The organism is Rhizobium sp. P38BS-XIX, assembly GCF_012641435.1.
Classification (GTDB): Bacteria; Pseudomonadota; Alphaproteobacteria; order Rhizobiales; family Rhizobiaceae; genus Rhizobium.
Window position 1 is genome coordinate 1,660,730 of the sequence record NZ_JABAIJ010000001.1, and the last position, 21,607, is coordinate 1,682,336.

Annotated in this window: 19 protein-coding genes; 12 read left to right on the forward strand and 7 right to left on the reverse strand. The window is 58.5% G+C overall.

Annotation, left to right across the window (positions count from 1 at the left end):
- Positions 1-73: 73 nt before the first annotated feature.
- Positions 74-1,753 (reverse strand): formate--tetrahydrofolate ligase, encoded by a 1,680-nt coding sequence (locus HGP17_RS08045; protein ID WP_168807584.1) that lies wholly within the window; start codon positions 1,751-1,753, stop codon positions 74-76.
- A 161-nt stretch (positions 1,754-1,914) separates the two neighbouring features.
- On the opposite strand from HGP17_RS08045, the gene HGP17_RS08050 reads away from it, so the two are divergent.
- Positions 1,915-2,424, forward strand: coding sequence for a TIGR00645 family protein (locus HGP17_RS08050; protein ID WP_168807586.1), 510 nt, complete (start codon positions 1,915-1,917; stop codon positions 2,422-2,424).
- Positions 2,425-2,438: 14 nt separating this feature from the next.
- Here the strand turns inward: HGP17_RS08050 and HGP17_RS08055 are convergent, their stop codons facing one another.
- On the reverse strand, positions 2,439-3,386 hold the full coding sequence (locus HGP17_RS08055) for a hypothetical protein (protein ID WP_168807588.1): 948 nt from the start codon (positions 3,384-3,386) through the stop codon (positions 2,439-2,441).
- 555 nt (positions 3,387-3,941) lie between these two features.
- Between HGP17_RS08055 and HGP17_RS08060 the strand changes: the two genes are divergently transcribed.
- Entirely contained in the window at positions 3,942-4,670 is a 729-nt protein-coding gene (locus HGP17_RS08060) for a LuxR C-terminal-related transcriptional regulator (protein WP_168808156.1), read from the forward strand.
- Positions 4,671-4,775: 105 nt separating this feature from the next.
- Here HGP17_RS08060 and HGP17_RS08065 read toward each other — a convergent pair whose 3' ends face one another.
- From HGP17_RS08065 to HGP17_RS08080, 4 genes are all read right to left on the reverse strand, one after another.
- Positions 4,776-5,918 (reverse strand): DUF2333 family protein, encoded by a 1,143-nt coding sequence (locus tag HGP17_RS08065; RefSeq protein ID WP_168807590.1) that lies wholly within the window; start codon positions 5,916-5,918, stop codon positions 4,776-4,778.
- Between the two features lie 196 nt (positions 5,919-6,114).
- Positions 6,115-7,137: a hypothetical protein gene (locus HGP17_RS08070; RefSeq protein ID WP_168807593.1), complete on the reverse strand. Its 1,023-nt coding sequence runs from the start codon at positions 7,135-7,137 to the stop codon at positions 6,115-6,117.
- 71 nt (positions 7,138-7,208) lie between these two features.
- A complete protein-coding gene (locus tag HGP17_RS08075; protein WP_168807595.1) occupies positions 7,209-7,610 on the reverse strand; it encodes a cytochrome c family protein in 402 nt (133 codons plus the stop codon).
- 55 nt (positions 7,611-7,665) lie between these two features.
- Positions 7,666-8,247 (reverse strand): thymidine kinase, encoded by a 582-nt coding sequence (locus HGP17_RS08080; RefSeq protein WP_168807597.1) that lies wholly within the window; start codon positions 8,245-8,247, stop codon positions 7,666-7,668.
- A gap of 243 nt (positions 8,248-8,490) precedes the next feature.
- Here HGP17_RS08080 and HGP17_RS08085 point away from each other — a divergent pair, with 243 nt between their 5' ends.
- The 7 genes from HGP17_RS08085 to ade all read left to right on the forward strand — a co-directional run bounded on the left by HGP17_RS08085 (position 8,491) and on the right by ade (position 16,197).
- Entirely contained in the window at positions 8,491-9,438 is a 948-nt protein-coding gene (locus HGP17_RS08085; RefSeq protein ID WP_246703996.1) for a choline ABC transporter substrate-binding protein, read from the forward strand.
- Between the two features lie 176 nt (positions 9,439-9,614).
- Complete coding sequence (gene choW, locus HGP17_RS08090) at positions 9,615-10,460, forward strand: choline ABC transporter permease subunit (RefSeq protein ID WP_348648894.1); 846 nt, start codon at positions 9,615-9,617, stop codon at positions 10,458-10,460.
- The gene (gene choV / locus HGP17_RS08095) at positions 10,457-11,506 is read left to right on the forward strand and encodes a choline ABC transporter ATP-binding protein (protein WP_168807603.1); all 1,050 of its coding nucleotides are present in this window, start codon (positions 10,457-10,459) and stop codon (positions 11,504-11,506) included. The genes choW and choV overlap by 4 nt, the downstream gene beginning before the upstream one ends.
- A 36-nt stretch (positions 11,507-11,542) precedes the next feature.
- Positions 11,543-12,034: a pyridoxamine 5'-phosphate oxidase family protein gene (locus tag HGP17_RS08100; protein ID WP_168807605.1), complete on the forward strand. Its 492-nt coding sequence runs from the start codon at positions 11,543-11,545 to the stop codon at positions 12,032-12,034.
- A gap of 369 nt (positions 12,035-12,403) precedes the next feature.
- A complete protein-coding gene (locus tag HGP17_RS08105) occupies positions 12,404-12,721 on the forward strand; it encodes a metalloregulator ArsR/SmtB family transcription factor (protein WP_004116664.1) in 318 nt (105 codons plus the stop codon).
- Positions 12,722-13,075: 354 nt separating this feature from the next.
- Positions 13,076-14,404: an aspartate aminotransferase family protein gene (locus HGP17_RS08110; RefSeq protein ID WP_168807607.1), complete on the forward strand. Its 1,329-nt coding sequence runs from the start codon at positions 13,076-13,078 to the stop codon at positions 14,402-14,404.
- Positions 14,405-14,499: 95 nt separating this feature from the next.
- Positions 14,500-16,197, forward strand: a complete 1,698-nt coding sequence (ade, locus tag HGP17_RS08115; RefSeq protein WP_205925806.1) for an adenine deaminase — start codon at positions 14,500-14,502, stop codon at positions 16,195-16,197.
- Here the strand turns inward: ade and HGP17_RS08120 are convergent, their stop codons facing one another.
- Positions 16,198-17,844 carry an alpha-glucosidase family protein gene (locus HGP17_RS08120; RefSeq protein WP_168807611.1) on the reverse strand — a complete coding sequence of 549 codons (1,647 nt, stop codon included), beginning with the start codon at positions 17,842-17,844 and terminating at the stop codon, positions 16,198-16,200.
- 293 nt (positions 17,845-18,137) lie between these two features.
- Here HGP17_RS08120 and HGP17_RS08125 point away from each other — a divergent pair, with 293 nt between their 5' ends.
- Genes HGP17_RS08125 through HGP17_RS08135 form a run of 3 tightly spaced genes read left to right on the forward strand, consistent with a single transcriptional unit; the run spans position 18,138 to position 21,607 of the window.
- On the forward strand, positions 18,138-19,718 hold the full coding sequence (locus HGP17_RS08125; protein ID WP_168807613.1) for a peptide ABC transporter substrate-binding protein: 1,581 nt from the start codon (positions 18,138-18,140) through the stop codon (positions 19,716-19,718).
- A gap of 51 nt (positions 19,719-19,769) precedes the next feature.
- Positions 19,770-20,693, forward strand: coding sequence for an ABC transporter permease subunit (locus tag HGP17_RS08130; protein WP_168807615.1), 924 nt, complete (start codon positions 19,770-19,772; stop codon positions 20,691-20,693).
- The gene (locus HGP17_RS08135) at positions 20,690-21,607 is read left to right on the forward strand and encodes an ABC transporter permease subunit (RefSeq protein WP_168807617.1); all 918 of its coding nucleotides are present in this window, start codon (positions 20,690-20,692) and stop codon (positions 21,605-21,607) included. Before HGP17_RS08130 ends, HGP17_RS08135 begins: the two co-directional genes overlap by 4 nt.

The window sequence follows — 21,607 nt, forward strand, 5'->3', positions numbered from 1 at the left end:
ACCTGCCTTCGTAGATCGCCATCACTCTTCGATGGCATACCGCCCACAAACGCAGTTGAATCAGAATCTGAACTTAAAACAATCCCTCGATGTAGCCTTGATCATTGAGGAAAATCCGTTCAGCCGCCGGCGCCTTCGGCAGGCCGGGCATTGTGGTGATCTCGCCGGTGATGACGACCACGAAGCCGGCACCCGCCGATAATCTTACCTCGCGGACCTGCACCACATGGCCCTCAGGTGCGCCGCCCAGATTAGGATCCGTCGAGAAGGAATACTGCGTTTTCGCCATGCAGACCGGGAGATGACCATAGCCCTGGTCCTCCCAGGAGCGAAGCTGATCGCGAATGGTCTTGTCGGCCGTCACCTCGCCAGCGTGATAGATTTTCGTCGCGACAGCCTCGATCTTCTCGAACAAGGTAAGCTCGTCGGGATAGAGCGGCGCAAAATTCGCCTGCCCAGACTCGGCGAGCTCAACGACCTTGTGCGCGAGATCGGTGATCCCTGCTGAACCTTCCGCCCAATGATGGCAAAGGATCGCCTCCGCGCCGAGCTGCGCAACATAATCCTTGACCGCTGTGACTTCGGCGTCCGTATCCGAGATGAAGTGATTGATGGCGACGACCACCGGCACCCCGAACTTCTGCACATTGGCAATGTGCCGGCCAAGATTGGCGCAACCTTTGACGAGGGCCTCAACATTTTCCTTGCCGAGATCGTCCTTGCGGATGCCGCCGTTCATCTTCAGAGCCCGCACCGTCGCGACGATGACGGCAGCATCCGGCGAAAGGCCGGCCTTGCGGCATTTGATGTCAAAGAATTTCTCTGCGCCGAGATCGGCGCCAAAGCCGGCTTCGGTCACCACATAATCCGCCAGCTTCAAGGCCGTTCGGGTTGCGATAACAGAGTTGCAGCCATGCGCGATATTGGCAAACGGGCCGCCATGTACCAGCGCCGGATTGTTTTCCAGCGTCTGCACGAGGTTCGGCTGCATCGCATCCTTCAAGAGAACGGCCATGGCGCCATCGGCCTTGAGATCGCGGGCATGGACGGGCGTCCGATCGCGTCGATAGCCGATGATGATGTTGCCGAGCCGCTTCTCGAGATCCTTCAGGTCCGAGGCGAGGCACAGGATTGCCATGACCTCGGATGCCACCGTGATGTCGAAACCGCCTTCGCGCGGAAAGCCATTGGCAACACCGCCGAGCGAAGCGACGATATCGCGCAAAGCCCGATCGTTCATATCCATCGCGCGACGCCAGGTGATGCGGCGAATATCGATATTCTGCTCGTTGCCCCAATAGATGTGATTGTCGATCAGCGCCGCCAGAAGATTGTGCGCCGAGGTAATGGCATGGAAATCGCCGGTGAAATGCAGGTTGATGTCTTCCATGGGGATGACCTGCGCATAGCCGCCGCCGGCCGCCCCACCCTTGACGCCGAAGCACGGCCCAAGAGACGCCTCGCGCACGCAGACGACCGCCTTCTTTCCGATGCGGTTCAGACCGTCACCGAGACCGACCGTGGTGGTCGTCTTGCCCTCACCCGCCGGTGTCGGATTGATGGCCGTGACCAGGATCAGCTTGCCATCCGGCTTGTCCGACTGGGCAGCGGTAAAGCTCGCGCCGATCTTGGCTTTGTCATAACCGTAAGGCACCAGATCATCGGCCGATATACCGAGCTTGGCGCCGATATCGACGATCGGCAGTTTCTTTGCCGCTCGCGCAATTTCAATATCGGATGCCACCGTTGCCATGAGATCTTCCTTACATGCCGTCATTTGCGTGTCGGGATAACTCAATACGTATCGAGTGTGAATAGCTGTAGACACCGCCCTCCACGAAACTCCCCACCTTGTCGTCGGAGCACCGCGCGCCTATTTTCGGGAACCGGACGACGAGGCAAAAGGACAAAGATATGAAGTCACTAGAACTACTGGTCGAGCGCATTATTCTCTCCAGCCGCTGGCTTCTGGTCGTCTTCTATCTGGGCCTTGCGGCGTCGCTCGCGGTCTACGCGGTCTCCTTCGCCTACAAATTTTACAAAGTGGCGATCAACGTCTTCCAGTATGACGAAGCCGACATGATCCTCGCCATCCTCGGCCTGATCGACGCGGCCCTCGTGGCAAGTCTGATCGTCATGGTGATGATCTCCGGCTACGAGAATTTCGTAAGCCGTTTCGACGAGGCCGAAGGTGAAGTGTCCTTCCTGGGCAAGCTTGATTCAGGCAGCCTCAAGATCAAGGTGGCATCGTCGATCGTTGCGATTTCCTCGATCCATCTCCTGCAGATCTTCCTGAACGCGACGCAATACGACAATGCCAAGCTGATGTGGTTCACCATCATCCATCTTGCTTTCGTCATATCGGCGCTACTGCTCGGCTTTCTGGAAAAAATCATGTCGAAAGCCAAGAGCAAGGATAGCTGACGCCCGGGCGACGGCTATTTTCCGATCATGGCCGATGCGCTGTTCATCTGCGGCGCCGCAACGCAATCCGATATGGTTTGTTTGTCACCGCAATTGCGCGCCGAAACGAGCATGACGGCATCGGCCAGTTCCGTCGTCAGCTTCAACTTCAGCGCATCCATCTGTGAAATCAGGTGGATGCCGGTGGGGTCGGTGCCAAGCATCAGATCCACAAGCGATTTGTCGATGCCCATCTTGGACAGAAACCCGACCAGCCTGGCGGTCTGAGCCTTATCGAGCTTGGTCGTATCGTATTTGCCCACGAACTTGCGCCCGATCTCCCTCTTGGAGAGAACTTTGCGCTTGCCGTTCACCATCTCATATTCGGTCCGATACTGGACGCGCACCTCGCTGTAAGTCGTGGTGATCTGATGCACGCCCAGGAGCGCGAACGGGCTATAGACACGTTGGATCCCGCCGGAGAAAAACAACGGGCAGGCGGAGAAACAGATCGCGCCCGAAGAATAGGGCTCACCCTTGATCGAGCCATCCTTGGCGATCTCTGCCGAGCAGATCGGTTCGGCATAGGGGCATGCCCGAACGCGCGTGCGGCCCACCGCGACGGGAAGCTTCTGCTTGCGGATGGTATAGGCCATCTCCATGGCCGCCCGCACATCGCCGCCCGGTGAGGAGATAAGGATCGGGAGCTTGCGGTCGCCAAGTCGTTTCAACAGCTTTTGCAGCTTCCGCGGTGAATCCGCCATGATCTGGCCTTCAGCCGAAATCCAATCGGGGCATGTATCTTCACCTCGGCACTGCCCCATGTCGCCATGCACAATCAGAAATTGCATTGACTTACCGCCGACGGCCTCCGCCGCCTGTGCGGATAATGGCAGAAGTGCCAGAAGCGAGATGGCCGTCAGAAACCACGATGCGGTTTTTAAAGACCGCATTGCGAGCCGCGGCAGGAAGTCGAAATTCATGAGGTGGACGCCTGGAAGCGATTTCTTTGGCAAGACCGATAGCAACCGCTTTTGGCCTTCGCAAGGCAAGCCTGTTCGCCACCGCATCATTTACGAAAATGGTGGCGCATTTGCATAGGGACGACAGCGAAAATGAAGCCTCACGCCAGGCACTCAAACTCAAATTTGAGTCCCATACTCATCATATCAGATGAAGAGTAAATCAGAGTACCATAGCCGCAAGAGCGGCGTCGGATCAAGCCCCGAGAATATGCAGCTACAAGCTCGAAAATGCCGAGCCCGTCGCCCGTCCGGAAGAATACTATTTTCTCAAGTTGCCGTGGACGAGGCTGAAAGTGACGTCAAACGTACATCGACGTCGTAAAAGATAGTGGTGGACTATCATTTTTTGTTCTCAAAGCCTATTTTGGCAAAAGATCATATGAATCAACACCTTTAAATATTAAAATATATGAAAATGAAATTATTTCTGGTCCTGTGGTATTTTTGCGTCTAGCATTCACTCTTAAATCGGGTATTTGATAACGAGAAGTCGCTGTGGGCCCCTCTACTCATATGTCGTATATCATCACCGCCGAGAGACAATTGCTGCTTTCTGCCGAGTTGGCTGCTGCGCGGACTCAGGCGGCGTTCGCCCAGGCTTTGGAGCAGGCGGGAGCGGCATTCGGGTTCAGCCACCTTGCCTTCATGAACGCACCGGTTCCGGATGATTCGATGATGACGCCGCTGCTGATCGCTGGATCGGTACCGGCGCAATTCGTGCGCGAATTCGATCGTCAGCAGTTGGTCCGTCGCTGTCCGACATTGCTCGCCACGCGCGACTCCGTCATGCCTCGTTCCTGGCACCTGCTGGAAAAGGATGGACAGAGCGTCGATTTACCGCGTGAGTTGCATGCGCTCCTCATCAACTATAATTGCCCCATGAGCGTGATCATCCCGATCAACGCTTCAAATGGACAACGCCTGCTGTTCTGGTTCATGGGCAATCGCAACAGCCTCGGTCAAAGTGAGCTGAACGAACTCACAATGATCATGCTGCAGGCGCTGGATGCCTATAATTCCCTGAAGCGCAATGACGGATCGGTGCCGCATACACTGTCTGCCCGCGAGCTCGAAGTGGTCCGCTGGACGGCGCAGGGCAAGACGTCGGTGGAGATCGGCCAGATCCTGTCCCTCTCCGACCACACGGTCAACGCCTACATGATGAACGCGATCAAGAAGCTGGATTGCGTCAACCGCACGCAGCTCGTCGCCAAGGCAATCCGCCTCAAGCTGATCAGCTAATATTCTTTTCGGTTACCCGCTCCAAACTAAGGTGTAATGCAAGGCTCCGCATTTACGGCGCAGCTCACTGATGCGGCCATGCGTCGAGCCGCAATCCCTGCCTTATCAGCGTCCACCTAATACAGTGCGGATCTCAACGAGATTTGAGCGCACGCGCAGGATATGGAAGCCCATGGTCGCAAGATGGCTTGGCATGAACGAGCTGTCTTCACGGCCATTCGATATGATGGTCGGCTGAATACGCAGCGCCACCTGCAGCATGCCAAGCGTGTCGGTCCAGAGCCTTCCGACGTTGCGCTCGGCAATGACATCCTGGAAATCCACGCCGGCGGCGCTCAATATGCCATAGGTAGCGTAAAGCTGGCCGTACGCGAACCAGAAACGATCATCCGCGCGCATGTCAAACCAGCCGTAGCTATAATTCTGCGAGCGGTCGGCCAAGATGTTGACGGTGCTGCCGAGATCACCTGCGATGTGGTCGACAAACTGTAGAAGATTGTCGGCTCGGCCGTCGAATATGGCCTTGCAGTTGCCAAGATCTGCGTTGAAGGCCCGCAAATTCCCGATCGCCGTGCGGTAGTAGCTTGGCGTCGGGGTCTTCGGGCCGAACGGATGCATCCCGAAATACCAGCTGGACTCATCGAATTGCAGGTTGCCGCGCGCCTTCTGCAGATCGGCATTGATACCCGAGGTCCCGCGCACGCGGCCAATCGTATCGACCAACTCAGCAGACGTACGGCGCACCACCGAATTGACGCCTCGCTGGAAGGAGGCCTTGTTGTCCAGGAAAGGCGTATCGTCCCAGGACATGCCGAAGAACCCGAGCTTGTAAAGCAGCATCGAGGAAATCCAGGAGTTCTGGTTCACGTTGAAATCGGTAAGGTCAGCAGCGACGTCAACGACTGCAGAGGTCTGACAAGTCTTCGGCGCGGCAGCACCGGCAGCGGCCTGTTGCGCAGTCGGCGGGAGATCCTGGCCGGCGGAAATTTTGCGGTCGGCAAACTTGTAGACATCGGGATAGGCCGGATTGAACCCAGTCCAGATCTGCGTTTGCCAGACGAAATAGATGTAGAGAAGCGCCAGAAGCGTGACAAAGGCGACGATCGGCAGCTTGATCAGCCAGCTTCCCTGTCGATACCAGCCATGAGCCGCCAGGAAAGGCCATGCAATCCAGACGAAGAGCAGCCCCAGCCATCGTGCAACGGCCGCGCCTATGCGCCTGAAGAATGCCGCGATCGAGCCAAGCATGGACACGTCTCCTAAACCAAAACGAGCATCCAGCCGCCATGCGAAGGACGCACCATACCGAACTTGCGGATAAGCCACGGCGAAAATCTCTTTCGATTTCCGCACCGTAGAGCTTATCGCTACTCTTGCTCCAGCAAATATGTGCTCCTGATGAAAACGACAACCGCCTGAGCCGAATTTTCAGTGAGGATGACGATCATCCCTCCGGTTGCACCTCATCCACCTCTTCCCGCACATCCGGCAAAGGCGGTAGCAGATGCGGCTCCAGCCGCCGCGTGAAGACACCGTCGACATGCGCCTTGCGTGCGGCAAGATCATGTCCGGCAAGCACGTTCATCTCGAACGCCCTGAGCAGGCTTTCGACGGCCGGTGACCGAACCGAGGCGAGTGATGGCGCCACCTCGGGCGCCAAGGCCTTCAAAAGAGCGATCCGTTGCTCGATATCGACGGTGAGCTTGCCCGCCATGGCGCCGACAGCCGCGATCTGCGCATTGAGAGCCGTTGCCAACCCTTCATAGATATCGATTAGACGCTGGCACACCGTCCGGCTCGCCTGCAGCTCTCGCTCCTTGGCGCCAAGCCGCTCCTGCTCGTCGACCAGTGCACGGTCGTCCTCTTCCAGCTCCTGTTCGACGTCAATGTCTTCATCATCCGCCGGCACGCTCCGGCGCCGATCCATGATCCTTGCCGCCAGGACATCGGAACGACGCAACACCTCCTCGATCTCGAAATCGACCTTCTGCCGGCGCTCGATCATCCCCTCGAGCTGGATCTCGCAATCGTGAAAGCTGTACGAGAAAACCGGTCGGGCTTGCTTGAACAGCAGATCGAGCTCAGCCGAGATGGCCAGTGCGACATTGAGGTCGGCGACGATCGCCTCCGGCTTCAGCGGGCCGCGCGCGAGCTTCCTGCGAACGAGACCCGCATTTTCAAGGCCGGCCTTTTCGTCAAACAGGCGCCGGTGCTGCAAATCGGCCTGCGCCGTCACCTGATCGAGATCCTTCACAAGCGCGGCGCCAAGAGACTTCCAGCGTTCCAGCAGCTCGACGGCTTCACGCACCAGCGCCTCCTCGACCGGGACATTGATAGTCTCGGTGCGTCCCTCGCCTTTGACGTGGCCAGCAAGCGTCGCCAGAGCGGCATTCGCACTGCCGATGGCATCGTCAAGCGTCGTTCGCGCCTTGGCAAGCGTGGTGTCGAAGGAATGAGGTATGGCCATAAAAGCATCTCTCCCCTGCCATTGGGGAGGAGACTAGCCGCTTCCGCGCCACAAGAAAATGGCCGGCTATATTATTCGGCAGACGCGGGATTCTTGAGATAGGCGATCAGATTGTCCAGGTCCCTGTCATTTCTGAGGCCGGGAAACGTCATCCTGGTGCCTTTCACCAGCAGTTGCGGCGATGGCAGATATTTTCGCAGCAGCGCCTCATCCCAGACCTTGCCGTCGGCGCCGAATGCCTTCATCGCCGGTGAATAGCTGTAGTCCGCCACGCTGGCGACCGGACGCCCGATGACGCCAAGCAAGGACGGGCCGACGCGGTTTTCATGTTCGGTCGCCGTATGGCACGCCGCACATCTCTTGAAAACCGAAGCGCCGGCAATCGCATCTCCATCCGCTACAGCCGCACCGCTCGACGCAAGCGTTACCGCCAAAAACAGACAGAGAAATTTCAAAATGCCTGGCGCTTCCATCGCGCTCTCTCCCGCTCTTGGCCGTATTTGAACATCTCACATGCGACACCGGAGCTCACTCGCCCGATATCGCCTCTTCCCAATGGCGGCGACACAGAGAAACATATTTGTCGCTGCCGCCGATTTCGATCTGCGCGCCATCACGTGCGACGGCGCCGGATGCATCGAGGCGCACCACCATCGTCGCCTTGCGGCCGCAATGGCAGATCGTTCGCACCTCACGCAATTCGTCGGCGATCGTCAGCAGCTCCTGCGAACCCGGAAACAATCGTCCATGAAAATCTGTCCTCAGCCCATAAGCCATGACCGGCAAGCCAAGGCGATCGACAATATGCGCTAGCTGCCAGACCTGATTACTCGTCAGGAATTGCGCTTCGTCGACGAAGACACAATTCAAGGCTTCGCTCGCATGCATGCCCTCGACCATCGCATAGAGATCATCGCCAGTCTCAAATGGGATGGCATCCATCGACAGACCGATGCGCGAGGCAATTTTTCCCCGGCCCGCGCGATCGTCCAATGCCGCAATGAAGGCGGCGGTGCGCATGCCGCGCTCCTGATAATTGTAGGCAGCCTGCAGCAGCATGGTGGATTTGCCGGCGTTCATCGTCGAATAATGGAAGTAGAGCTTGGCCATGACATTCTCCTTGCATGCTTCATGGGTGCTATGGAGGGAGAAGAAAAGGGATTCTCGACGAAAACCACAGGATTCAGGCGCGATCCGCCTTCATGTCCCATGCTCCGGAAATGCGCGGGCGGAAAAACGGAGGCGTCGCAATCAGCCCCCTGAAACCGGCGCAAATACACTGTGGTCGCTTGAAAATGTCAGTTATTGATGGTTGCTTGGGAACGTTACACTGGGAGTCACGCAATGATAAAAATGACCCTTACTGCAATCGCCTTCGCTTCAGCTCTTTCCGCACTGACCTTCGGCGCAACGGCTGCCTCCGCCGCCGAGCCGGCAAGCTGTAGCACCGTTCACTTCGCCGATGTCGGCTGGACCGACATCACCTCGACCACGGCGACGGCCTCGATCCTCCTGAAGGCTCTCGGCTACGACACCGACGTCAAGGTTCTCGCTGTTCCGGTGACCTATCAGTCGCTCAAGAACAAGGATATCGATGTCTTCCTCGGCAACTGGATGCCCTCCATGGCCGAAAACATCAAGCCGTTCGCCGAAGACAAGTCGGTGGAAACGGTCCGCGCCAACCTGGAAGGCGCCAAGTACACGCTGGCAACCAACGAAAAGGGCGCCGCACTCGGTATCAAGGACTTCAAGGATATCGCCGCGCACAAGGATGACCTCGACGGCAAGATCTACGGCATCGAGCCCGGCAACGACGGCAACCGCCTGATCATCGACATGGTCGACAAGAACACATTCAGCCTCAAGGGCTTCGAAGTGGTCGAGTCCTCGGAACAGGGCATGCTGGCGCAGGTGTCCCGTGCCGACAAGGAAGGCAAGCCGATCGTCTTCCTCGGCTGGGCTCCGCACCCGATGAACACCACCTTCAAGATGACCTATCTGTCTGGCGGCGATGACGTGTTCGGCCCGAACTACGGCGGCGCGAACGTCTTCACCAACGTCCGGGCCGGCTATCTGCAGGAATGCCCGAACGTCGGAACTTTCATCAAGAATCTCGTCTTCTCGCTGCCGATGGAAAACGAAATCATGGGCAAGATCCTGAACGATGGCAAGGAGCCGGAAGCTGCTGCGACGGAATGGCTGAAGGCCAACCCGGCGGCGATCACTCCCTGGCTCGCCGGCGTCACCACCAAGGACGGTGGTGATGGCATGGCGGCGGTCAAGTCGAAGCTCGGCTTGTAACATGGACGGATGAAGGGGCGGCCAAACCGCCCCTTTCTCTTCCCTGGACGAACTGCTTACTTCGCGTCTCGCCATCCCCCAGACAACTTCAAATGGCGTGACAGACCGTTATTCGGCGGCCTCTTCCGGACTGCAAGACATCATCGGATAAGCCGCCCCCAATCGTGGGCAAAGACGTGAACTGGTTAACCGATTACCGCCTCCCCATCGGGCCCTGGGCCAAAGCCGTCGTCGATTGGCTGACGACCAATGTCACATGGCTTTTCGACGGCATTTCCTTCATCGTCGCGCATGTCATCAATGCGCTGTTGTTCCTGCTCCAGGCGCCGCACCCCCTGGTCGTGGTCGTCGTCTTCTCGGCGATCGCCTATTGGATGCGCAGGAGCGTTGGCGTGACCGCCCTGACCTTCATCGGGCTGCTCATCACCATCAACCAGGGCTATTGGAAGGAAACGACCGAAACGCTCGCGCTGGTGCTGGCCTCGACCTTCGTCAGCATGCTCGTCGGCGTCCCGCTGGGGATCGCGGCGGCGCGACGCCCCTGGCTCTATGCTTTCATGCGCCCGATCCTCGATCTGATGCAGACAATTCCGACCTTCGTCTATCTGGTGCCCGCGATGATCCTGCTGGGTCTGGGCATGGTGCCGGGCCTCGTCGCAACCGTTGTCTTCGCCATCCCCGCCCCTATCCGCATGACGCGCCTCGGCATCATCTCGACGCCGCCGTCCCTAGTTGAGGCGGCCGAAGCGTTCGGTGCGACGCCTCAACAGGTCTTGCGCAAGATCGAGCTGCCCTTCGCAACGCCACAGATCATGGCCGGATTGACGCAGACCATCATGCTGTCGCTGTCAATGGTATCAATCGCCGCTCTCGTCGGCGCCCCCGGCCTCGGCGTTCCCGTCTTGCGCGGTCTTAACAGCGTCAACGTCGCCAAGAGCTTCGATTCCGGCGCCTGCATCGTCATCCTCGCCATCATCCTCGACCGCATGTTCCGTGCCCCCGGCGAAGGAGATCGCTCATGACCGCCGCTGTCGGATTCAACAATGTCAGCATCATCTTCGGCGACCGGCCGGACGCCGCGCTGAAGCTTGCCGACCAAGGCAAGTCGCGCGACGAGATCGGCAAGGCGACGGGAATGGTGCTTGGCGTCGCCAACGCCTCGCTGGAGATTCAGGAAGGCGAGATCCTCGTCCTCATGGGGCTCTCGGGCTCCGGCAAATCGACGCTGCTGCGGGCCGTCAACGGCCTTGCGCCAGTCGTGCGCGGCGATGTCGTCGTCAACACGAAGAATGGTCCGGTCAATCCGTATTCTTGCAACCCCAAGACATTGCGTGAGCTGCGCATGCACACCGTCTCCATGGTGTTCCAGCAGTTTGCGCTGCTGCCATGGCGCAGCGTGGCCGACAATGTCGGTTTCGGCCTGGAGCTTGCGGGCGTACCCGAACCGGAGCGCAAGAAGCGTGTCGGCGAACAGCTGGAACTGGTCAACCTCAGCCAATGGGCCAGCCGCAAAGTCGGCGAACTCTCGGGCGGCATGCAGCAGCGCGTCGGCCTCGCACGCGCTTTTGCGACCGGCGCACCGATCCTGCTGATGGATGAGCCGTTCTCGGCGCTCGATCCGCTGATCCGCACCCGTCTGCAGGATGAGCTTCTGGAATTCCAGCGCCGTCTGAAACGCACCATCCTCTTCGTCAGCCACGATCTTGACGAAGCGTTTCGCATAGGCAATCGCATCGCCATCATGGAAAGCGGTCACATCATCCAGTGCGGCACGCCGCAGGAGATCGTCAAGAATCCGGCCGATCAGTATGTGGCGGATTTCGTGCAGCACATGAACCCCATCAGCATGCTGACGGCCCGGGATGTCATGCAGCAGGGCGTCGGTCATTCCGCAGCCGGTGGTTCGGTCACCGCAACGGCAACGGCCGCCACCCCGCTGGTCGACATTCTGGACGCGTTGACGCGCCAGCCAGGCCATATCGGCGTGGTTGACAACGGTACGATTATCGGAACGATCTCGGCCCAGGACGTCGTGGCAGGCCTTACCAGCCATCGGCGCAAGGAGTAGCCGTTTAACGACTGCTCCGAAGTCAGGGAGCAGTTAATGAACGATAAACCATCCGTCATCAGGGAAACGGACGAGGATGCGCGCAATCAGTCGCGCATCCTCGTGCACACTTCAGCATATGCAGCGCTGGCCGTCATCGATCCCGAAACGGGTTACCCCTCGGTCAGCCGTGTGCTGACGGCAACGGATGATGATGGCACACCCATCATTCTTGTCTCGGCTCTGGCATCTCATACCAAGGCGCTTCTGAAGGATGCGCGCGCCTCGGCGCTGTTCGGCGAACCGGGCAAGGGCGATCCCCTCGCCCACCCTCGCCTGAGCCTGCGATGCAAGGCAGAGCGCGTCGATAGAGACGGCGATGCGCATGGACGGATTCGAACCCTGTTTCTTGAGCGCCACCCCAAGGCAAAGCTCTATATCGACTTCCCGGATTTTAGCTTTTTTCGCCTCGTCCCGCTCGACGCCAGTCTGAATGGTGGCTTCGGCAGAGCCTATATTTTGTCCGCTCAGGACTTCGCGATTCTTTAAGCTGAAAACAAATGGCTCGCGGCAGTATGAGGGTATAATAGTGCGAGAATTAGTATGCTAACAGCCTATCGTAGTATCGACCATTTTTGGTAGGTTGCAGTCCAATTGTCCCGAAAATTGGCATATTTCTGGCTCAGAAATGTCCATAATCGACCTAAATTGGGTTAATTAGTGCGCTAGAGGCATAGTCAAGAGCCTCTCCGGCATTGCTATGCTGTCATACATACATACCTAAAACAGCATACTCGATACCTTAAATTTAGGTATATACAATCTTCGGCTCGAATTGGTATTGTTAGATATCGAGTTGGTACCGGTTTAGAAATAACACAATTTCTGATGTACGAACCGCATTGGGAAGATTAGAAGATGAAGACAAGAAATTTGGCCGAACACTCAAATGTTGCGGCAGCATTACTATCGGCAATGGCAAACCCAAAGCGGCTTTTGATCCTTTGCAGTCTTGTTAAAGGCGAAGTTCCTGTTGGCGTATTGGCAAATCAGGTCGGCCTGAGCCAATCCGCACTTTCACAGCATCTTTCGAAGCTTCGCGCACAGAAGCTGGTCAAGACGCGCCGTGATGCTCAAACGATTTACTACTCCAGTACATCGGAATCGGTCATCCGAGTTCTCGAAACGCTGGAAGATATTTATTGTGAACCTGAAAAAAGTAGATCGGCAGCTTAAGGGCTTTAACTAGCTCCGGGTTTGCCGACGAACGATCTCGCGGGAAAGACTTTATCTCCCTGAAGATCGACTTGCTTTCATTACCACGTTTTTAACTGTTTTAACCGGCAGATCTCCGATCTGCCGGTTTTTTCATTCGTTTATCCATGCCATCGGCATGCTGGCTGCACCAGCCCACAAGCGCGCCTTTCGAGGCCATGATCGATCCCTCATCGACGCCCGCCTCCCTTCGCCGAGCCATCTTTGCCTTGACGCAAAAGGGTCCGCTGATAATTTGACCAAGCAGTAAATATAATCGTGCGGCGCAGCGCCGCGGTCGGGAAATGGGCCCCCGAATGGCCATTGGAGAACAGCATGTCGGACCGTCAGAATGCCACCCCCAACGATTTGCGCGCCTTCTGGATGCCGTTTACGGCCAACCGCCAGTTCAAGAAGGAGCCGCGCCTCTTCGTCAGCGCCAAGGACATGTACTACACCACCCATGATGGCCGGCAGGTGCTCGACGGAACCGCTGGCCTCTGGTGCGTGAATGCCGGGCATTGTCGTCCGAAGATCACGGAGGCGATCCGCCAGCAAGCCGGCGAGCTTGATTACGCGCCCGCCTTCCAGCTTGGCCATCCCAAGGCCTTCGAGCTCGCGAACCGTCTGGTGGATATCGCGCCGGAGGGCATGGACCATGTCCTCTACACGAATTCCGGCTCGGAATCGGTGGAAACCGCGCTCAAGGTCGCGCTTGCTTATCATCGCGTAAAGGGCAACGGCTCGCGCTTCCGCCTCATCGGCCGCGAGCGTGGCTATCACGGTGTCAATTTCGGCGGCATTTCCGTCGGCGGCATCGTCACCAATCGCAAGATGTTCGGCACGCTGCTGACCGGTGTCGACCACATGCCGCACACGCATGTCCCCGGCAAGAATGCCTTCACGCGCGGCGAGCCCGAGCATGGCGGCGATATTGCGAGCGAACTGGAGCGGATCGTCACGCTGCACGACGCCTCCACCGTCGCAGCCGTTATCGTTGAGCCGATCGCCGGCTCCACCGGCGTGCTGATCCCGCCAAAGGGCTATCTGCAGAAGCTGCGGGAAATCTGCACCAAGCACGGCATCCTGCTGATCTTCGACGAAGTCATCACCGGTTTCGGTCGCCTCGGCGCGCCCTTTGCAGCCCAGTATTATGACGTGAAGCCGGATATCATCACCACGGCCAAGGGCCTGACCAACGGCGTCATCCCGATGGGTGCCGTTTTCGTCACCTCGGAGATCCATGATGCGTTCATGCAGGGACCCGAGCACATGATCGAGTTCTTCCACGGATACACCTATTCGGGCAACCCGATCGCATCAGCCGCGGCGCTTGCGACACTCGACACCTACAAGGAAGAAGGCCTGCTCACCCGCGCAGCCGAACTGTCCGACTATTGGGCTGATGCCCTGCATTCCCTCAAGGATTGCCCGAACGTCATCGACATCAGAAACACCGGCCTGATCGGCGCCATCGAGCTCGACCCCATCGCGGGCGAGCCCACAAAGCGCGCCTTCACCGCGTTCCTCAAGGCATACGAAAAGGGCCTTCTGATCCGCACCACCGGCGACATCATCGCCCTCTCGCCGCCGCTGATCATCGAAAAGCATCATATCGACGAGCTGTTCGGCAAGCTTCGCGAGATCTTGCAGAATAATATCTGATACATAAGCTTCAGACATAATTACGCCCCTCACATCCCCTTTCTGCATAGGCAAAATGGCGGACGCGAGGGGCGAACTATATGCGAGGGACAGACATGACCACCAAACTCGAACGCTATATCGACCAGGGCGTCGGCCGGGAACCGGCGGATATCGTGCTGAAGGGCGGGCGGTTCTTCGATCTGGTGACGGGTGAGCTTGTCGCTTCAGACATCGCTATCTGCGGCGATCGTGTCGTCGGCACCTGCGGAGACTATCAAGGCCGCGAAGAGATCGATATCTCCGGCCGCATCCTGGTGCCGGGCTTCATCGACACCCACCTGCACATCGAATCCTCGCTGGTGACACCACATGAATTCGATCGCTGCGTGCTGCCCTATGGCGTGACGACAGTCATCTGCGATCCGCATGAAATCGCCAACGTGCTCGGCACCGAAGGCATCCGGTATTTTCTGGATAGCTCGCTGGAAACCATCATGGATATCCGCGTGCAGTTGTCCTCCTGCGTTCCGGCGACGCATCTGGAAACTTCGGGCGCGGATTTGCCGATCGAGACGCTCCTGCCCTTCCGCAACCATCCGCAGGTGATCGGACTTGCGGAGTTCATGAATTTCCCTGGCGTGGTCCATAAGGATCCGGTCTGCATGGCCAAGCTCGAAGCCTTTCAGGGCGGCCATATCGATGGCCACGCCCCGCTGCTGCGCGGCAATGACCTCAACGGCTATCTCGCGGCCGGCATCCGCACGGAGCATGAATCCACGACGGCGGAAGAGGCGATGGAGAAGATCCGCAAGGGCATGCATGTGCTGGTGCGCGAGGGCTCCGTCTCCAAGGACCTGCATGCGCTGATGCCCATCATCACCGAGCGCCTGTCGCCCTACCTCGCGCTCTGCACCGACGACCGCAACCCGCTCGATATCGCCGAACAGGGCCACCTCGACTACATGATCCGCACGGCGATCGCCCATGGCGTCGAGCCCTTGGCAATCTATCGCGCTGCGTCCATCTCGGCTGCCCGTGCCTTCGGCCTCAGAGATCGCGGCCTTGTCGCGCCCGGCTGGCGCGCCGATCTTGTCGTCATCGACAGCCTTGAAAACTGCAAGGCCGAAATCGTCTTCTCCGCAGGCCGCCGTGTCACCGCCGATCTGTTCGAGACCCGCAAGCCTGTCGCCCCCGTAGGTCTCGACAGCGTCAAGGCTCGCCCGATCAATGCCGCCGACTTCGGTGTCCCGGTGACGGAAGGCGAAAGCTCGGTGATCGGCGTGATGCCCGGCAAGATCATCACCGAACATCGCCGCTACCGCCTGCCGACCAAGGGAAACCAGACCGACATCGATCTCGGCAACGACGTCATCAAGGTCGCCGTCATCGAGCGCCACGGCAAGAACGGCAACCATGCGAACGGCTTCGTCCAGGGTTTCGGGCTGAAGAAGGGCGCGATTGCCTCGACGGTCGGTCATGACAGCCACAATATCTGCGTCGTCGGTGTGAGCGAGGATGACATGGCGCTGGCCGCCAACCGTCTCAGCGAGATCAATGGCGGCTTCGTCGTTGTCGAAGATGGTGCGATCGCAGGTGAGATCGCACTTCCCATCGCCGGCCTCATGAGCCTTGAGCCCTATGAAAGCGTGCGCGATACGCTGCACCATTTACGCCAAGCGGCCTATGCCCTCGGCGCGACTTTGGAAGAACCCTTTCTCCAGCTCGCCTTCCTGCCCCTGCCCGTCATCCCGCATCTGAAGATCTCGGACAGAGGCCTTGTCGATGTCGACAAGTTCATGCTGATCGGCTGATCAGGCAAGCGCGCCGCAATAGACGTCCAGCGCTGAGAGGGACACCGTCGACCCTGCATCGGCGGTGGTGAACCCCGGCATAGCGATCGTCTTGCCGAGCGTGAGCTCCTTGGGCAAGACAACCTTCACCGGCTCGCGGGATAGATTGAAGATAAAGAGCAGCGTCTCGCCACCCTTGGAGCGCGTGAAGGCAAGAACGTCTTCCCCGGTGTCGAGAAACGTCATGTCGCCATCGCGCAAGGCCGCATGCTCAGCACGGAAGGCCAGCGTCTCCCGATAGTGATGCAGGACGGAATCCACGTCAGCGTCCTGCTTGTCAACGGCAAGGGCCGCGTGCTGGTAGGGCACCGGCAGCCAGGACTTGTCGGCCGTCGTAAAGCCCGCATGGGCGCGGCTGGCTTCCCAGGGCATCGGCGTTCGGCATCCGTCACGCCCCTTGAAGGCTGGCCAGAAGCGAATGCCATAGGGATCGCGCAGGTCTTCGAAGGCAAGCTCCGCCTCCGGCAAACCGAGCTCTTCGCCCTGATAGAGGCATATCGAGCCACGCAGGGTCGACAGCAGCGAGATCGCCAGCTTCGCGACGCGCGGCTGCTCTTCCTCGTTCTGCGCGAAACGGCTGACATGGCGCTGGACGTCATGGTTTGAAAAGGCCCAGCAGACCCAACCGTCGACGACATTGTCCTGAAAATCGCCGACGCAGCGACGGAAATGCGACGGAGTGAAATCCGGCCCCAGCAGATCGAACGTGTAGCACATATGCAGCTTGTCGCCGCCGCTGGTATAGGCCGCAACCGTCTGCAGCGAGCGGGCGCCATCGCCCACTTCGCCAACCGTCGTGCGGTCTTCATATTGGTCAAGCAAAGCACGGAAACGCTTCAGAAAGTCGATATTCTCAGGCTGGGTCTTGTCGTAGAGATGGTTCTGCATCCCGTAGGGATTGCTCTCCGGGGCATCGAGCCCGCCCGTTGCGACGAGCGCCGGCGGATTGTCCCGCAGCTCCTTGTCGCAGAAATAGTAATTCACCGTATCCAGGCGGAAACCATCCACGCCACGGTCGAGCCAGAATTTCACGGTCGACAGCAATGCATCCTGAACCTCAGGATTATGGAAATTCAGGTCCGGTTGCGAAGTCAGAAAATTATGCTGGTAATATTGGCGGCGCACGCCGTCCCATTCCCAGCCGGGACCGCCGAAGATCGACAGCCAGTTGTTCGGCGCGGTGCCGTCCGGCTTCGGATCGGCCCAGACATACCAGTCCGCCTTGGCATTGTCGCGGCTCGTGCGGCTCTCCACGAACCAGGCATGCCTGTCCGATGTGTGGGAGATCACCTGGTCGATGATGACCTTCAGCCCAAGCTCGTGCGCCGCCGCCATCATCTCGTCGAAATCGGCAAGCGTGCCGAAGATCGGATCGACGTCGCAGTAATCGGAGACGTCGTAGCCCATATCGGCCATCGGAGAGGTGAAAAACGGGGCCAGCCAGATCGCGTCGACCCCGAGTGCGGCAATGTGAGGCAGGCGTCGGGTAATGCCCTTTATGTCGCCGAGCCCGTTGGCATCCGTATCCTGAAACGATCGCGGATAGACCTGATAGATCACCGCGCCACGCCACCAATCGGCTCCCGCCGCCTTCTTCGTCGATTTCATCAAACTGCCTCGATATCGCACAAGGTTCCCCAGTTTGCACACTCAGACGCGGGCGGCAAGGCGCAAACATCCTTGCGAGAAACTCATCTACCGGAGCGAGTAATTTTGCGTTATGAATTTTAGAAAATTCTCAATGTAAAAACTTGCATACACGGTTACTGCGTCTTTTAGGGGCTTGAAAGCGACGTCGCTTTCGATAGTTTCCCGCATTGACCTGCACGTACGGGTCACCTGCGGGATCAAGAACACCCTTGTTAAACAAGGATAATAACTCCAGAAAGGTGGGAAAAGGTATGACTCATTTCACCAGAAAATTTCTCGCGACAGCTCTCGTCAGCACGATTTTGAGCTTCTCCGCGCATGCTGCGACCTTGAATATCCACAATGGCGGCGATCCGACGTCGCTCGACCCGCAAAAAATTTCCGGCGATTGGGAAAATCGCATCGACGGCGATATCTTCGAAGGACTGGTGACCGAAGATCCCAAGGACAACCCAATTCCCGGCCAGGCTGCAAGCTGGACCGTTTCTCCCGACCAGAAAGTCTATACCTTCAAGCTGCGTGACGGTATCAAGTGGTCCGACGGCCAGCCGGTGACGGCACAGGACTTCGTCTTTGCCTTCCAGCGCCTGATGGATCCGAAGACCGCCGCGCAGTACGCGTATCTGCAGTACACGATCAAGAACGCGGAAAAGATCAACAAGGGCGAGATCAAGGATCTGACCCAGCTCGGCGTCAAGGCGATCGACGACAAGACGCTGGAAATCACGCTTGAGAACCCCACCCCCTACTTCCTCAACGCGCTGATGCACTACACGGCCTATCCGCTTCCGAAGCATGTCGTGGAAGCCAAGGGCGACCAGTGGGTCAAGATCGGTAACATCGTCACCAACGGCCCGTACAAGCCCACCGAATGGGTGCCCGGTTCTCACGTCAGCATGGTCAAGAGCGATCAGTATTACGACGCCAAGGACGTGAAGATCGACAACGTCAACTACTACACGCTGGAAGACCAGGCAGCCGCGCTGAAGCGCTACCGCGCCGGCGAATTCGATATCCTGACGTCGTTCCCTGCCGATCAGTATGACTGGATCCAGAAGAACCTTCCCGGTCAGGCTCACGTGGTGCCGTTCCTTGGCACTTACTACTACGTGATGAACGCCACCAAGCCGCCCTTCAACGACAAGCGCGTCCGCCAGGCTCTGTCCATGGCCGTCAACCGCGAAGTCATCGGCCCGAAGATCCTCGGCACCGGCGAACTGCCGATGTATTCCTGGGTCCCGCCGGGCACGGCAAACTATGGCGAACCGGCCTATGTCAGCTGGAAGGACGAGCCCTACAAGCAGAAGGTCGAAGAGGCCAAGAAGCTCTTGAAGGAAGCGGGCTTCGGCCCTGACCATCCGCTGAAGGCGCAGCTTCGTTACAACACCAACGACAACCACAAGCGCATCGCCGTTGCGATCGCCGCCATGTGGAAGCCGCTCGGTGTCGATATCGAACTCTACAACACCGAAACCAAGGTGCATTACGATGAAATGCAGCGCGGTGAGGTGCAGATCGGCCGCGCCGGCTGGCTCGCCGACTATAACGACCCGATCAACTTCCTGAACCTGCTCTCCACCGGCGTCGAAATGAACTACGGCCGCTGGAGCAACAAGGACTACGATGCTCTGATCAAGCAGGGCAACGAGGAAATCGATCTCAAGAAGCGCGCCGAAATCTACAAGAAGGCCGAGCAACTCGCCCTCGACGATAGCGCCGCGATCCCGATCTACTACTACGTTTCCCAGAACATCGTGGCCCCGAAGGTCCAGGGCTTCGTTGACAACATTCAGGACATCCACCGTACGCGCTGGCTGTCGATCAAAGAATAATTGGGAACAGGCTCCTTCCCGGACACAACCGGGAAGGAGCCGTTTAAAAATATGTTTGGCTATGCTCTCCGTCGTTTGCTGTCGACAATCCCCGTCTTGTGGATTGCCGTGACAGTCTGCTTTTTCATTCTGCGTCTCGCTCCTGGCGGCCCCTTCGATGGCGAAAGGCCATTGCCGCCCGAAGTCAAAGCCAACCTTGCGGCTCACTACAACCTCGACAAGCCCCTGGTTGAGCAATACCTGATCTATGTCGGCGACGTCATGAAGGGCGATCTTGGCCCCTCCTTCGCCAATCAGGACTTCACCGTCACCCAGCAGATCATGTCAGGCTTCCCCTATACGCTGACCATCGGCGGCGCGGCGTTCGTGCTTGCCACTGTCGTCGGTGTCTTCATAGGCTGTCTTGGCGCACTCTATCAAAACCGCGCGGCTGATTACTGGCTGGGCGGAGGGCTCCTTATTGGCCTCGTCATGCCGAGCTTCCTCATTGCGCCGATCCTTCAACTCGTCTTCGGCAATACGCTCGGCTGGCTGCCGGTTGGCGGCTGGGGCGATGGCTCCATCAGGTTCCTGATCCTGCCGATCATCGTTCTGACGCTGCCGCATGCGGCACGCATCTCGCGTCTCATGCGCGGCTCGATGATCGAGGTGATGAGCCAGAACTTCATCCGCACGGCCAAGGCCAAGGGCATCGGCCCGCGGCTGACGGTGATGCGGCATGCGTTGAAGCCTGCCATGATGCCTGTCGTCTCCTACCTCGGCCCGGCGGCAAGCTATCTGCTCACCGGCTCGCTGATCGTCGAAAGCATTTTCGGCCTTCCCGGCGTTGGCCGCTACTTCGTCGGCGCGGCCCTCAATCGCGATTACGGCATGGTGCTCGGCACGGTCATTTTCTACATGGTCCTGATCGTGGTCCTCAACCTGCTGGTCGACATCGCCTATGCGTGGCTCGATCCGAAAGTGAGAATGCGATGATCCTCAATTCCGCCAAGAGAGAATTGCTGGAAGCGGAATTGCTTTCGGCAGAAGGGCTTGCCCCGAAGGGCCGCTCGTTGACAGGCGACGCAATGCGCCGCCTGCTGCGCAACAAGGCAGCGACCCTGTCGCTGATCGTGTTGGCACTGCTGGTTCTCGCCGCCATTTTCGGCCCCTATTTCCTGCCCTTCAACTACGAAGACCCGGACTGGAACTCGTTCCGCGGCGCTCCGGACTTCGCCGCGGGCCACTATTTCGGCACCGACGGCAACGGCCGCGACCTGTTGGCGCGCACGCTGTACGGCACCCGCGTTTCGCTGACCGTCGCCCTGGTGGCGACCCTCGTTTCGGTCGTCATCGGCGTACTCTATGGTGCAGTCGCCGGTTATTTCGGCGGCCGCGTCGATGCGATCATGATGCGCTTCGTCGACATCATGTACGCCCTGCCCTACGTGCTCTTCGTTATCCTGCTGATGGTGATCTTCGGCCGTAACGTCTACCTTCTGTTTGCCGCGATCGGCGCACTGGAATGGCTGACGATGGCCCGTATCGTGCGCGGCCAGACCCTGTCGATCAAGCAGCGGGAGTTTATCGAAGCCTCGCGCGCCTCAGGGCAGAGGTCGTTCAAGATCATCCTCAAGCACATCGTGCCGAACCTTGTCGGACCGGTCGTCATCTATGCGACGCTGACCATCCCGGAAATCATCGCCACCGAGAGCTTCCTTTCCTATCTCGGCTTCGGCGTGCAGGAGCCTCTGACGTCGCTCGGTACGCTGATTGCAGAAGGCTCGGCCGGTATGGAAACGACGCCCTGGCTGCTGTTCTTCCCGGCCGGCTTCCTGGTCGCGCTGCTGATGAGCCTGCTCTTCATCGGCGACGGTCTGCGCGACGCATTCGATCCGAAGGATCGCTGA